At 64.2% G+C, this 13070-nt stretch carries 12 protein-coding genes; 7 read left to right on the top strand and 5 right to left on the bottom strand.

What is annotated here, in order from left to right; all coding sequences use genetic code 11:
- The first annotated feature begins 215 nt into the window (after positions 1-215).
- The 7 genes from D618_RS17245 (at position 216) to D618_RS0100460 (ending at position 9272) form a co-directional block, all read left to right on the top strand.
- Positions 216-2528: a TonB-dependent receptor gene (locus D618_RS17245; RefSeq protein WP_017669507.1), complete on the top strand. Its 2313-nt coding sequence runs from the start codon at positions 216-218 to the stop codon at positions 2526-2528.
- 84 nt (positions 2529-2612) lie between these two features.
- Positions 2613-4073, top strand: a complete 1461-nt coding sequence (locus tag D618_RS17250) for a carotenoid oxygenase family protein (RefSeq protein ID WP_017669508.1) — start codon at positions 2613-2615, stop codon at positions 4071-4073.
- Positions 4074-4079: 6 nt separating this feature from the next.
- Positions 4080-5639: a long-chain-fatty-acid--CoA ligase gene (locus tag D618_RS0100440; protein ID WP_017669509.1), complete on the top strand. Its 1560-nt coding sequence runs from the start codon at positions 4080-4082 to the stop codon at positions 5637-5639.
- 147 nt (positions 5640-5786) lie between these two features.
- Positions 5787-6785 carry an NADP-dependent oxidoreductase gene (locus tag D618_RS0100445; protein WP_017669510.1) on the top strand — a complete coding sequence of 333 codons (999 nt, stop codon included), beginning with the start codon at positions 5787-5789 and terminating at the stop codon, positions 6783-6785.
- A 355-nt stretch (positions 6786-7140) separates the two neighbouring features.
- The gene (locus D618_RS0100450; protein WP_017669511.1) at positions 7141-7416 is read left to right on the top strand and encodes a hypothetical protein; all 276 of its coding nucleotides are present in this window, start codon (positions 7141-7143) and stop codon (positions 7414-7416) included.
- Positions 7417-7602: 186 nt separating this feature from the next.
- Positions 7603-8472: an alpha/beta hydrolase gene (locus tag D618_RS0100455; RefSeq protein WP_017669512.1), complete on the top strand. Its 870-nt coding sequence runs from the start codon at positions 7603-7605 to the stop codon at positions 8470-8472.
- Positions 8472-9272, top strand: coding sequence for a TIGR03084 family metal-binding protein (locus D618_RS0100460; protein WP_017669513.1), 801 nt, complete (start codon positions 8472-8474; stop codon positions 9270-9272). The genes D618_RS0100455 and D618_RS0100460 overlap by 1 nt, the downstream gene beginning before the upstream one ends.
- Positions 9273-9277: 5 nt before the next feature.
- Here the strand turns inward: D618_RS0100460 and D618_RS0100465 are convergent, their stop codons facing one another.
- The 5 genes from D618_RS0100465 to rpmG all read right to left on the bottom strand — a co-directional run bounded on the left by D618_RS0100465 (position 9278) and on the right by rpmG (position 12908).
- The gene (locus D618_RS0100465) at positions 9278-9805 is read right to left on the bottom strand and encodes a L,D-transpeptidase family protein (protein ID WP_193746655.1); all 528 of its coding nucleotides are present in this window, start codon (positions 9803-9805) and stop codon (positions 9278-9280) included.
- Positions 9806-9813: 8 nt separating this feature from the next.
- Entirely contained in the window at positions 9814-10863 is a 1050-nt protein-coding gene (gene ribA, locus D618_RS0100470) for a GTP cyclohydrolase II (RefSeq protein ID WP_017669515.1), read from the bottom strand.
- 16 nt (positions 10864-10879) lie between these two features.
- A complete protein-coding gene (locus D618_RS0100475; protein WP_017669516.1) occupies positions 10880-11686 on the bottom strand; it encodes an exodeoxyribonuclease III in 807 nt (268 codons plus the stop codon).
- 286 nt (positions 11687-11972) lie between these two features.
- Positions 11973-12626, bottom strand: a complete 654-nt coding sequence (locus D618_RS0100480) for an outer membrane lipoprotein carrier protein LolA (RefSeq protein ID WP_017669517.1) — start codon at positions 12624-12626, stop codon at positions 11973-11975.
- A 114-nt stretch (positions 12627-12740) separates the two neighbouring features.
- On the bottom strand, positions 12741-12908 hold the full coding sequence (gene rpmG / locus D618_RS0100485) for a 50S ribosomal protein L33 (RefSeq protein ID WP_017669518.1): 168 nt from the start codon (positions 12906-12908) through the stop codon (positions 12741-12743).
- Between the last annotated feature and the right edge of the window lie 162 nt (positions 12909-13070).

Here is a 13070-nt window from a genome sequence, read left to right on the forward strand (position 1 = left end):
GTCTTGACCCTCCCCTGGGCGCGATCTGCCGCGCCGCGCGTGGGCGCGCAGCATCACGGCCGGATCATGGCCTTGTGCAGCTCAGCCTAGCGGATGCCGTAGGGTCCGCGACTGTCATTTTTGACACTTGAGGCATTGGGGTCCGCCAGTCATTTTCGCGCAGCATGAGAAAAGGTGCGGGCAAAAAAGGCCGCAGCATTGAGGGGAGGGTTACGATGAAGGGTTCGACCTATCTGTCGGCGTCGGCTTACGCACTGGGCTTGGGGCTGCTTGCGCTGCCGACGACGGCCTTTGCGCAGGACCAGGCCGCGAACGATGGTGCGCAGGTCGCGCAGGAAACCGGACTTCGTACCATCGTCGTTACCGCCCAGCGGCGCGAGGAATCGCTTCAGGCCGTCCCCGTCGCCGTCTCCGCCATCGATGCACAGGCGCTCGCCACCGGCGCGGTCGATGACCTTCGCGATTTTGCCGGCCGCGTGCCCGGCCTGGTGGTCGATCCGGTGAACGCCGGGCCTTCGGCCGCCGCCATCGCCATTCGCGGCATCAGCTTCGAGGATATCGAAAAGTCGTTCGATCCGGCGGTCGGCGTGGTGGTCGACGATGTGTTCATCGGCACCAACACCGGCCAGCTGCTCGATGCCTTCGATCTGGAATCGATCGAGATCCTGCGCGGGCCGCAGGGCACCTTGTTCGGCCGCAACACCATCGGCGGCGTCATCAACGTGCGGCGCAGCAAGCCGACCGGCGAATGGGGCGTGCGCGCCTCACTGGGCTATGCCGAATACAATACCGTGCGCGGCCGGCTGGTCGTCAACACGCCGATGATCGGCGACTTTCTCGCGTTCAAGGGCTTCTTCTTCTACGACAATACCGATGGCTATCTGCGCAACGTGACGCAGGGCAACCGCCGCACCAACGAATATGAGGTCTGGACCGCAGGCGTCACCGCCCTGATCACGCCGACCGACGATATCGAGGCGGTGATCACCTATGAGCATCAGGAGGAAGATGGCGAAGTCGCCACCGCCAGCGTGTCGTCGGACAGCGACCTGATCTGCCTGCAGGTGCCGGTGCCCGGTGTCGGCCTGGTGCGCGCGTTCCAGATCCCGGGCAACCAGTGCAATCGCCTGCCCACCAACAGCAAGCTGCTCTACGATGTGTTCGGCAATATCCAGACGCCGGTGCGCAACAAGACCGATGCGATCAGCGGCACGATCAACATCGAACTGGGCGATTTCACGCTCACCTCGGTCACCGGCTGGCGCAAGAACAACGAAAGCGTGCGGCAGGATTTCGACTCGGCCTCGATCAACTTCTTCGATACGCTGCGCATTCAGCAGTACGAACAGTTCAGCCAGGAAATCCGCTTTGCCGGCGACGTGACCGACTGGATGGACATCGTGCTGGGTGCCTATTATTTCGACAGCACCTACACGCTGCGCCAGACCTCGTTCTTCGGCTTCCTCGGCCCAGGCGCCAGCGCCTTCCAGCTTTCGGTCGGTGATTCCAAATCCTATGCAGGATTCGCCGATGCGCGCTTCAAGCTATCGGACAAGCTGACCTTCGGGGTCGGCGGGCGTTACACGCGCGATGAAAAGGCGCTGACGACCAACTTCGCGCTGAGCCCCGATGGCTCCTGCCCCGTCGGCTTTGCCGGGATCACGGCTGCAAATTGCAGCGCATCGGACAGTTTCGGCGAGTTCACCTATCGCGCCAGCCTTGACTATCAGTTCGACGGGGGGCAGCTGGTCTATGCGTCCTATTCGCGCGGTTTCCGCTCGGGTGGTTTCAATGGCCGCGCGGCCACGCCGTCGGCCATCGGACCCTATCAGCCGGAAATCGTCGACGCGTATGAAATCGGGCTGAAGGCCGACTGGCTCGACCGCCGTCTGCGCACCAATATCGCGATCTTCCAGACCGACTATTCGGACAAGCAGGAAGAGCTGGTGCGGCCTACCGTCGCGCCGTTCAACGCCATCCAGGCGCAGGAAACCATCGTGGAAAACGCGGCATCGGCGCGGATCAAGGGCATCGAGCTGGAAATCGTCGCGCTGCCGACCGATGATCTGTCGTTCAATTTCTCCGCCACGTATCTGGACGCCAATTACCAGAACTTCGTGCGCGGCGGCATCGATGTCTCTGATCTCGACCTGCGGCGGGCGCCCAAATATGCCTGGTCCGCCGGGTTCGACTATACGCGGCCCGTCGGCGATGGCGAGTTCCGCTGGAGCACCATCTTCCGCTATGTCGACAGCTACACCACCTGCATCGTGACCGATCCCACGTTGCAGGCGCAGGGCATCATCACCAACGACCGCCGCTGCGAAGCGTCCAAGCGCGAGATCCTCGATACCACCTTGTCATACAAGCACGACTTTGGCGGCGCAGCGGCGACCTTCAGCGTCTTCGGGCGCAACCTGTTTGACAATCGCGGCCTCTCCAGCACGCTGCCGGTGGCGGGTCTGTTCACCTTTGCCGGCGTCCGTCCGCCCCGCCAGCTCGGCGCGGAAGTGATGCTCGAATTCTGATCCACTTCAAGGCCCGCGCTCCGGTTGCACCCGGCGGGCGGGCCTTGATCCCCACCGACAACATGGGATCGCAAACGCTCCGCCATGGCCAAGCCCTTTCCGCCGCATCCGTATCTGCACGGCCACCACGCGCCGAACCGGTTCGAGGCCGATGCGCCGGATCTGGTAATCGAGGGCGAGATCCCGCCCGATCTGGCGGGCGTGTTCTACCGCAACGGGCCAGAGCCCTTGCACCCGACGCGCGGCGACGAATATCACTGGTTCGATGGCGACGGCATGGTCTACGGTTTCTTCATCGAGAACGGCCGCGTCTCGATGCGCAACCGATGGGTGCGCACCGAGAAGTTCGAGCTGGAAAAGGCCGCAGGTGAGCGCCTGTTCGGGGTGTTCGGCAACCCGATGACCGCCGATCCCTCGGTCCAGGGCAAGCGCTACAACACCGCCAACACCAACATCATCATTCATGGCGGCAAGCTGCTCGCATTGATGGAGGGTGCGCCGCCGGTGGTGCTGGACCCGCGCGACCTTTCGACCATCGGCGAGGATCATTACGGTGGAACCATCTCCACCACCTTCTCGGCGCATCCCAAGATCGATTATGCCACCGGCGAAATGATCAACATTGGCGCGATGATCAACGGGCCGATGGGGGCTGCGGAGATCCGCTATGACGTGATCGACCGCTCCGGCGCGCTCACCTGCAGCCAGGTGATCCCCGTGCCGCACATGAGCCTGATGCACACGTTTTTCGTCACCGAAAACTGGGTGGTCTTCCCGGTGCTGCCGATCGACACAGACCTTGGCCGGTTTATGCGCGGCGGGCCGATGACCGCCTGGGTCAACGATCGGCCTTCCAAGCTTGCCCTCATGCCGCGCAACGGCAGCGCCGATGACCTGCGCTGGTTCGAATACGAGCCGCGCCACATGTTCGATGAGCTGAACGTCTGGGAAGAGGGCGGCAAGATCATCGCCGATGTCGCCGCCGCCAATGGCACCGCGCTATTCCCCGACGAGACCGGGGTGCGCGCGACGCATTCGGGCACGCGCCAGAGCCTGCGCCGCTGGACGATCGATCTGAATGCCAACACCAATGTGATCCGCGAGGAGGTGCTCAACGAGCGCGACCTGCAGTTCCCGCGCCCCGACGACCGGTTGATGACACGACGAACGCGGCACGCCTTTGCCAATATCAACCTCGAATCGCGCGATGCCCGGGTCGAGGGACTGGACGCCGCCTTGCGCTTCGACACCGTGACCGGCGCGGAGGACATCTACCATTTCGGCAAGGGGGCGGCGGCCGGCGAACTGGTGTTTGCACCGCGTCTGGGGGCGAAAACCGGGCCGGAGGGCGAGGCGGATGGTTATGCGATGACCTTGGTGCACCGCGCCAACGCGCCGGGCAGCGAGCTCGCGATCTTCAATGCGCTCGATATCGCGGCAGGGCCGATCGCGCGCGTGCTGGTGCCGTTCCGCGTGCCCAGCGGTTTCCACTGCAATTTCTATCCCGCAGACGGCGATCTCTATGCCCGCGCGATGGCGCACTGAGGGCCCATGAGCATGATCGCCGACATGGTGGCGCGCGGGGCCGCTGCCACGCCCGACAAGCCCGCTTTGATCCAGGACGACGAGGCGGTGAGCTATGCGCAGCTTGACGACCTGGTGTGCCGCTGCGTCTGCGCGCTCAAGGCCAGCGGCATCGGCAAGGGCGACCGGGTCGCGTTTCTCGGGCTCAACACGATCGACTATGTGATCCTGCTGATGGCAAGCTTGCGCATCGGTGCGGTGACGGTGGCGGTCAACTGGCGGCTGGTGCCGCGCGAGATCGCCTATATCATCCAGGACGCCGGCGCGCGTTTCCTGCTGACCGAGGCAGCTGTGCTCGACAACGCGCTGGCGGTGCGTGCCGAGGCGGGGCTGGAAACGATCCTGCTCGGCGATGGGGAATTCGAGAGGCGGCCCGCGTTTCGCGCCTGGGTGCAGGGCTTCGCGCCCGACCGCACGCTCCCTGTGCTGACGCCGAGCGATGTCGCGGTGCAGCTCTACACCTCGGGCACCACCGGCCACCCCAAGGGGGCATTGCTCACCCATGGCAGCCTTGCCGCGTCCTTGAGCCAGGGCAGGAAGATCGGCGAGGACTGGGCGGCATGGCTCCCCAGCGATGTCTCGCTCGTGGCGATGCCCTTGTTCCATATCGGCGGTACCGCCTGGGTGATGCAGACGCTGAACGGCGGCGGCACCGGCGTGATCCTGGCGCAGCCCGACGTCGCTGTGATCATCGCGGCGGTGCAACGCCATGGCATCACCAAGATGTTCGCGGTGCCTGCGGTGCTCAACATGATCCTGAACCACCCGGACGCGCAGGGTGCGGATTTTTCCTCGATGCGGGTGCTGCCCTATGGCGCCTCGCCGATCCCGCTCGATGTGCTCAGCCGGTCGATGCAGATGTTCCCCAACGCGCAGTTCGTGCAGATGTACGGCGCGACCGAAACCAGCGGCACGATCGTGTACCTTCCGCCCGAGGATCACGATATTGCGGGCACCCCGCGCATGGCAGGCTGCGGCAAGCCCTTCCCCGATGTCGAGCTTCGTATCGTCGGTGAGGACGGGCAGGACCGCGCCGTTGGCGATGTTGGTGAGGTCTGGGTGCGCGCGCCGCTGCTCATGGCGGGCTATCACAACCTGCCCGACGCCAATGCTAGCGCGTTTGTCGAGGGCTGGTACCGTACCGGTGATGCGGCCTATGTCGATGCCGATGGCTATCTGTACCTTTTCGACCGGGTGAAGGACATGATCGTCTCGGGCGGAGAGAATATCTACCCCGCCGAGGTCGAGAACGCGCTGCACCATCATCCTGCGGTGCGCGACTGCGCGGTGATCGGCGTTCCCGATGCGCGCTGGGGCGAGGCGGTGAAGGCGATCGTCGTGCTGAAGGATGGGGAAGGCGAGGATGAGGCGGCGCTGATCGCCTTTGCCCGCACGCATATTGCGGGGTTCAAATGCCCCAAGAGCGTGGATTTCGTGACCGAACTGCCGCGCAACCCCTCGGGCAAGGTGCTCAAGAAGGAATTGCGCAAGCTCTACTGGCAGGAGGGTGAGCGGCAGATCGGGTAGCGCGCCCCCGCCGCCTGTCCCGAGCCCTTCGGCTGGCTGGTAAGCCATCCGCTCAGGGTAAACTAAAGTCGAGGGACCTGCGCGTACGTCCCTCGACTTCGCTCGGGACAGGCGGATTTTGATTGTTCAATCACAGGAGCCAGACATATGACCACCACCCGCCAATGGCTGATCGCAGGCCGCCCGCGCGGCCGCCCCGTGGAAGACAGCGATTTCGAACTGGTCACCAAAGAGCTGCCCGCACCTGGGCCCGGCCAGATGCTGCTCAAGACGCACTATCTGGGCTTCGACCCTGCGCAGAAGGGCTGGATGGAGAACATCGCCGATTATGTCGCGCCAACCGAGATCGGCGAGGTGATGCGCGGATCGGGCATTTCGGAAGTCATCGAATCGCACGGCGGCAAATTCCCCGTCGGAACGATGGTGATCGGATCGACCGGCTGGACCGAATTTCATCTCTCCGACGGCGAGGGGCTGGTACCGTGCGATCCTTCGCTGCCGCCAACCGCGATGATGTCGGTGCTCGGCACCACGGGCCTGACCGCCTATTGCGGGCTGTTCAAGATCGGCAAGCCGGTGGCGGGCGATACGGTGCTCGTCTCTGGCGCCGCCGGTGCGACCGGATCGATCGTCGGCCAGCTCGCCAAGCTCGCCGGGTGCCGCGTGATCGGCATCGCGGGCGGGCCGGACAAATGCGCGTGGCTGGTCGACGAGGCCGGCTATGACGCCGCGATCGACTACAAGGCGGGCGGATTGAAGGCGGCGATCAAGCAGCATTGCCCGAATGGCGTCGATGTCATCTTCGACAATGTCGGCGGCGCGATCCTCGACGATATGCTCAGCCAGATTGCCACCGGCGCGCGCGTCGTCATCTGCGGCGGCATCAGCCGCTACGAGACCGGGCAGATGCCCGCCGGCCCGCAGAACTATTTCAACCTGATCTTCCGCCGCGCGACGATGACCGGGTTCATCGTGCTCGACTGGGCGGCGGAGTTTCCGCTGATCCGCAAACGGCTGGCGGCGTTCGTCCAGGAGGGGCGGCTGACCTATCGCGAGGATATCCAGCACGGGTTCGAGAACGCACCGCAGGCGATGCAGCGATTGTTCTCGGGCGCCAACCGCGGCAAGCAGATGCTGAAGCTGTAGGGCGGCGTTCCGATCCCGGCGTGATTCCCGGTCCAAGCCAAAGGCAGCGACCCCAAAATCAGCAAACCCTTGGCGTTCCGTCGCATGTCTGGCGGACGGCTGGGCGCGCCCGATGCCAGAATGTGCAACTCTGTTGCGTTGCAATATTTTTGCACTCTCTGTAACTTACGGAAACAATGAGAGAAATTATAAATATGCAAAATATGCAACTGAGTCTGCAAAAAATTCATTCGCAAATGCAGCATTTCGGTTTGCAACCTATCAATCGCGCACTTAAATGCAGGGGTGTAAGAATATGGACCCTGTCGAAGAGGGTCGGTCCGCCCCCCATCTCGTGATTGAAAGGAATGATCCCATGACCATTCGTGCTTCCGCCCTGATTGGCGCCGTTCTCCTCGCCGCCACCGCCGCTCCCGCCTTCGCGCAGGACGACGCCCTGATCTCCAAGAACCAGACCATCTACGACGCCGAAGGCAAGCGCGTCGGCAAGGTGACCCGCGTTCTGGAAGATGGCTCGGCTCTGGTCATCTACAAGGGCAAGGTCGTCCGCATCGGCGCCTCGACCCTGACCGCCGGCGAAGGCAAGGTCTCGACCTCGCTTTCGAAGAAGGAACTTGCCCGTCTGGATTGATCCTCTCGATCCATCGACGCCCTGAAAGGCCGGGAGAGCTTTGCGCTTTCCCGGCCTTTTTCGTGGGCGGCGCTGCCGAAGCGATGAACGTGCATCTGCGGCTGCCGTAGCGTCGCGGCGTACTGGCCTGAAACCGCCCGCCAAAGCGTCTTTTCTTTTGGGTTCAAAGCCGCTTAAGGTTCGGTCATGAAACTGACTGGACCTGCTTCGCACACCTATTTCTCGCAGCGGCTGCGGCTGCATTATGCCGATTGGGGCAATACGGATGCGCCGCCGCTGATCCTGCTGCACGGCGGCGAGGACCATTGCCGGTCGTGGGACTGGGTGGCGGGCGAGCTGATGGCCGACTGGCACGTGATCGCGCCAGATCTGCGCGGCCATGGCGATTCGCAATGGACCGCCGACGGCAACTACCCGATCATGAACTTCGTCTACGATCTGGCGCAGCTGGTCGAGCAGTCGGGCTATGAGCAGGTGACCATCGTCGCGCACTCGCTCGGCGGCAACACTGCGCTGCGCTATGCCGGGCTGTACCCGGAAAAGGTGCGCAAGATCGTCGCGATCGAGGGGCTGGGCCCAAGCCCCAAGATGGTCGATGAGCGGAACGCAACCCCGTTCCACGAACACTGGCTCAAATGGTTTGCCGACAAGCGCACCCGGGGCCCCCGCAAGCACCGCGAATACGACAGCTTCGAGCAGGCGCTGCAGCGGATGCATGCGGAAAACAGCTATCTCACCGCCGATCAGGCACGCCATCTGTGCGAGCATGCCGTGATCCGCAACGAGAACGGGACGTACAGCTGGAAGTTCGATCCGCATGTGCGCATCTGGCCGATGCTCGATATCACCCCTGATCAGATGCACGGCCTGTGGCAGCGCATCTCCAGCCCCACGTTGCTGTGCTGGGGTGAGAAGAGCTGGGCGTCCGATCCCGAAGCGGATGGGCGGATGGAGCTGTTCAGCAATGCGCGGCTCGCCAAGTTCGCCGATGCCGGGCACTGGCTGCACCATGACCAGTTCGACCGGTTCATGGCCGAACTGAAGGGCTTTCTGTGATGCAGCAGGCCACCGACTTCCTCACCGAATGCGACCGCATCCACGCGCTGGTCGCGCCGCTTGACGAGGCCCAGCTGGCAACGCCCACCGCGTTCAAGGGCTGGACCATTGCCGACATCATCGGCCATCTGCACGTCTGGAACCAGGCGGCGCAGCTGTCGCTGAACGATGAGGCCGCGTTCAAGGCGTTCATGGCGCAAGTCGGCGGCATCATCGCCAAGGGCGGCGACCTCAACAGCTTCGAGCGCGTCTGGCTGGATGGCCTGACCGGGCAGGCTCTGGTCGCGGCCTGGGCCGAGACCTGCCGCGCCACCACCGCCGATTTTGCCACCGCTGACCCTGCGCAGCGCGTGCCATGGGCCGGGCCGAGCATGAGTGCACGCTCGTCGATCACGGCGCGGCTGATGGAAAGCTGGGCGCACGCGCAGGCGATCTTCGATGTGCTGGGCACCGAACGCACGAACGGCGATGGCTTGAAGAATATCTGCGTGCTGGGCCTCAACACGTACGGCTGGACCTTCAAGAACCGCCGGATGGAGGCGCCGCAGCCGGCGCCGTACCTGGTGCTGACCGCGCCATCGGGCGAGATCTGGACGTTCGGCGAGCCGGCGGATGGCGAACTGATCGAGGGCGATGCGGCGGAATTCTGCCAGGTGGTCACGCAGACCCGCAACATCGCCGATACCGCGCTGAAGGTCACAGGCCCCAATGCCACCGCCTGGATGGCCATCGCCCAATGCTTTGCCGGTGCCCCGGTCGATCCGCCAGCACCGGGCGTGCGGCGCAAGCTTTCTGCCTGACTTGCCTATCCGATCTCCAGCACCATCCCTGGTCGCAGCATCGGCAGCAGCGCCTGCATGTCCGCGCGAGCGATGGCGACGCAGCCTTCGGTGGTGCGTTGCTCGGGCGGCTTGGCCTCGTTCCACAGGTGGAAGAAGATGGCGCTGCCGGCGCCCGGCACCGGCGGCGCGTCATTTTGACCGAGTACCAGCACCACGTCGTAGAGGATGTCCTCGCGCTGCAGCGTCTCGGCGCTGAAGGCGTGGGGCAGGCGGACGGGGCGGTTGTAGGCAGGGTCAGTGGGTGCGTCGGACCAGCCGTCGTGCGCGCTTGTCCAGCGCCAGGGGAGCGTGAAGCCCGGCGGCGGGGCGCTGCGGCCGGGGCGGAAGAGCGCGGCGCGGATCGGCCAGGTACCCAGCGGGGTGCAGCCATCGCCCTCGCGCTTGGCATTGGCGGAGCACGCACCGCTGCGACCGATGGTGCAGGGGACGGTCCAGTCGCCCAGCGTCACGGTCAGCGCGCCCGTATCCACCAAAATCGTGTCTACGGACACCGTGCCGCTCACAGCTGGTGGCCGGTGCGGTCGCGCTTGGTGACCAGATAGCGCGCGTTGTGCGGGTTGGCCTCGATCTGCAGCGGCAGCCGTTCGGCAATCTCGACACCCAGGCTGGCGAGCACCGCCTGTTTTTCGGGATTGTTGGTCATCAGCCGGATGCTGCTAACGTGCAGGGCCTTGAGCATCTGCGCCGCCACCGCGAAATCACGTGCGTCGGTGGGGAAGCCCAGCCGGTTGTTGGCATCGACCGTGTCATGCCCCTGGTCCTGCAGCTGATAGGCGCGCAGCTTGTTGATCAGGCCGATGCCGCGCCCTTCCTGGCGCAGGTACAGCAATATGCCCCATTGCGCATGCGCCATCGCGTGCAGCGCACCATGCAGCTGGGGCCCGCAATCGCATTTCAGGCTGCCGAAGACGTCGCCGGTCAGGCACTCGGAGTGCAGCCGCACCACCGGGATGCTCGCATCGGGCGTGCCGACGATGAGGGCGACATGCTCATGGAAATCGGCGTCCGAGCGGAAGGCGACGATCTCGGCGCTCTCGCTCGCGCTCACCGGCAGCCGCGCGCGCGCTGCGATGCGCAGGGCAGAGGGGTCTGCGTAAGCTGCGACATCGCCAGGCGTGATGCGCGGTGCATCGGCGTCGATATCGGCGTCGCTCAGCAGATAATAGGCCGGCAGCAGGCCTGCCAGCCGCGCCAGTTGCATTGCAGCTTCAGCAGCCTCTGGCGCAGGCAGCGGCAACGCGGCAAACGGTCCCTTCATCGGCCAGGCCAGATCGAGCGACGGATCGGCGATGGCGATCGCGCGCGCCGCATCGAGCGTGCCGGGCACCGCAATGCACACCGGCGCATCGGGTCTTGCCGCCTCTTTCTGGTTGGCGAGTTTCAGTGTGATCGCGCGTGCGGCAGAGATCAGCAGGCGTTGGCTTTCGCCTTGCGGAGCGCTTCCCGTCTCAATCGGGCGCAGCAGCAACCGTTCCGATGGGGCCTCGACGATGATATCCCAGCCCCGGGCCAGCGCATCGAGCGCCCGGGCCGCAGCGCGCGCGTTCATGATGCGGCGGGCTCCATCAGAACAGGAACTCGCTCATCAGCGGCGCATGGTCCGAAGGCTGCGGCCAGCCGCGGCACGGTTCGACCACCCGGTGGCTCTTCACGGTGTCGACGATGTCGGGCGAGACCCAGATATGGTCGAGCCTGCGCCCCTTGTCGGACACCGACCAGTCGCGCGCGCGATAGCTCCACCAGGTGTAGAGCCGTTCGGGCGCGGGATAGAATTTGCGGCCGATATCGACCCAGCCATGCGCATCCTGCATCGCCTTCAGCCGCGCGATCTCGATCGGCGTATGGCTGACGGTGTTGATCAGCTGCTTGTGGTTCCACACATCGGATTCCAGCGGCGCGACGTTGAAATCACCCATGATGATGGTGCGTCCGCCAAGGCCGCTCGACCACTGGGTCATGCGGTCGAGGAAATCGAGCTTCTGGCCGAACTTGGGGCTGACCTCGCGGTCGGGAATCTCGCCGCCGGCGGGAACGTAGACATTTTCCAGCCGCACGGTACCGCCCAATGGGCCGGTGACGTTGACGCCGATGTGCCGCGCCTCGCCATTTGCTTGCCAGTCGAGCCGCGCATCGTCGCTCAACCGCACCTTGCTGACGATCGCCACGCCATGGTGCATCGGCTGGCCGTTCAGCTTCTGGAAGTTGTAGCCGAGCTGCCGGAACGGGCCTTCGGGGAAATCGCCGTTGATGACCTTGGTTTCCTGAAGGCACAGGATGTCGGGCTGCTCTTCGGCAAGGAACCGCTGGACCGATGCCAGCCGGAAGCGGACCGAGTTGATATTCCACGAAGCGATCTTGAGGGGGGCAGCCATGGCAAGGCTCTAGCCAGCGATCCCGTCAAACCCAAGCCCTAAACTGAGCTTCGGGCGCAAAAAACCCTCGTCCCGGGGGCATTGGAACGAGGGTTCTTTTTTGCGTTCGTCACGCTTGGATGAAGCCGGTGGTTCGATCAGGTAACAGGGGGAAACCTCATCGCCGTCTTCGAGAACTGTTCTAGCGCAGCAACCCTGTCTGCCATGTGAACGAAATTGAGAACTCTTCGCATTTCGTCGATGGCGGGCGTCGGTTCGTCACTGGCAGCGACGCAAAACCGTCGTTTCAGCGGCGCGGGCCCTTGCCGCGCGGGTCGGTCCAGGCAAAGGCGCTGTCGGCGATGGCCGTGTTATACTGCTGGCCGGACAGGCGGATGGTGGTGCGCTTGTTCTGCGAATCGAGCGCGACCCATCCCACCAGGCTGAGGCCACCCGGCGCAGACGGGGTGCGGGTCAGGATCAGGGTGATGACGCCATATTCGGGCCGCTTGGGATCACGCACCTCGACACTGACGACATTGGGGTCGCCGGTCGGCACGATCTTGCCATAGCGGGTAAGGTCGCGGTTCGGGTCGAGCAGCGCGCCGAGCGGCGAATTGCGAATCGGCCAGCGCTGTACCTGGCGGACCTGATAATCGATCATGGTGAGCGCGCGGCCATCGCTGACGATGAGCAGCTGCGCATCCTTCTGATATTCGAAGCGGATCTTGCCGGGCTGCTTGAGCGTCAGCGTACCGGTGAGCGTCTGGCCGTTGCGGTCGGTCTGGGTGAATCCGGCGCGCAGCGACTGCATCGCCTTGAGGTGCCGCGAAACCTGCGCCAGATCGCCGCCCTGCACGGCCTGTTGGCCGATCGCGGCGGACGGCAAGGCGACAGGCACCACAATCGCCGCGCTGGCAACCAGCGCGGTGGCGACGAATGGAAGGGAGAATTTCAGCATCGGTTCAGGCTTTCATTGGCGTAAAATACGCTGAAATCCCTGACCGCAGGCGATTGAACCGGCGCTGAATCACCGGTTCATCGCAGCGTGCAATCTTTGGGCGCAGCCCCAAGATTACTTGATCTTGGCTTCCTTGAACTCGACGTGCTTGCGCGCGACGGGATCGTACTTGCGGAAGCTCATCTTCTCGGTCGTGTTGCGCGGGTTCTTCTTGGTGACATAGAAGAAGCCGGTGCCTTCGGTGCTGACCAGGCGAATCTTGACAGTGGCTGGCTTGGCCATGACCTGTTCCTTTGGGTTAAAAATTCGGGCACGGATCGGGGCGTTCCGCCCGGCACCGTAGAGAATCACAAACACAAAGAGCGGCAACGAGGCCGCCCTTCAAACGCGAGCGCGGCCCTTGCCCCAAATGGCCCGGTCTTGTCAAGCGACCGATAGGCGCTG

This window comes from Blastomonas sp. AAP53 (assembly GCF_000331245.1).
Lineage (GTDB): Bacteria > Pseudomonadota > Alphaproteobacteria > Sphingomonadales > Sphingomonadaceae > Blastomonas.

What these genes read in the sequence shown, in the direction of transcription:
- D618_RS0100450 (WP_017669511.1), top strand. Translation starts at nt 7,141, where the DNA reads ATGACCATTCGTGCTTCCGCCCTGATTGGCGCCGTTCTCCTCGCCGCC.
- D618_RS0100480 (WP_017669517.1), bottom strand. Translation starts at nt 12,626, where the DNA reads ATGCTGAAATTCTCCCTTCCATTCGTCGCCACCGCGCTGGTTGCCAGC.
- D618_RS0100440 (WP_017669509.1), top strand. Translation starts at nt 4,080, where the DNA reads ATGAGCATGATCGCCGACATGGTGGCGCGCGGGGCCGCTGCCACGCCC.
- rpmG (WP_017669518.1), bottom strand. Translation starts at nt 12,908, where the DNA reads ATGGCCAAGCCAGCCACTGTCAAGATTCGCCTGGTCAGCACCGAAGGC.
- D618_RS17250 (WP_017669508.1), top strand. Translation starts at nt 2,613, where the DNA reads ATGGCCAAGCCCTTTCCGCCGCATCCGTATCTGCACGGCCACCACGCG.
- D618_RS0100475 (WP_017669516.1), bottom strand. Translation starts at nt 11,686, where the DNA reads ATGGCTGCCCCCCTCAAGATCGCTTCGTGGAATATCAACTCGGTCCGC.
- D618_RS0100445 (WP_017669510.1), top strand. Translation starts at nt 5,787, where the DNA reads ATGACCACCACCCGCCAATGGCTGATCGCAGGCCGCCCGCGCGGCCGC.
- ribA (WP_017669515.1), bottom strand. Translation starts at nt 10,863, where the DNA reads ATGAACGCGCGCGCTGCGGCCCGGGCGCTCGATGCGCTGGCCCGGGGC.
- D618_RS17245 (WP_017669507.1), top strand. Translation starts at nt 216, where the DNA reads ATGAAGGGTTCGACCTATCTGTCGGCGTCGGCTTACGCACTGGGCTTG.
- D618_RS0100460 (WP_017669513.1), top strand. Translation starts at nt 8,472, where the DNA reads ATGCAGCAGGCCACCGACTTCCTCACCGAATGCGACCGCATCCACGCG.
- D618_RS0100455 (WP_017669512.1), top strand. Translation starts at nt 7,603, where the DNA reads ATGAAACTGACTGGACCTGCTTCGCACACCTATTTCTCGCAGCGGCTG.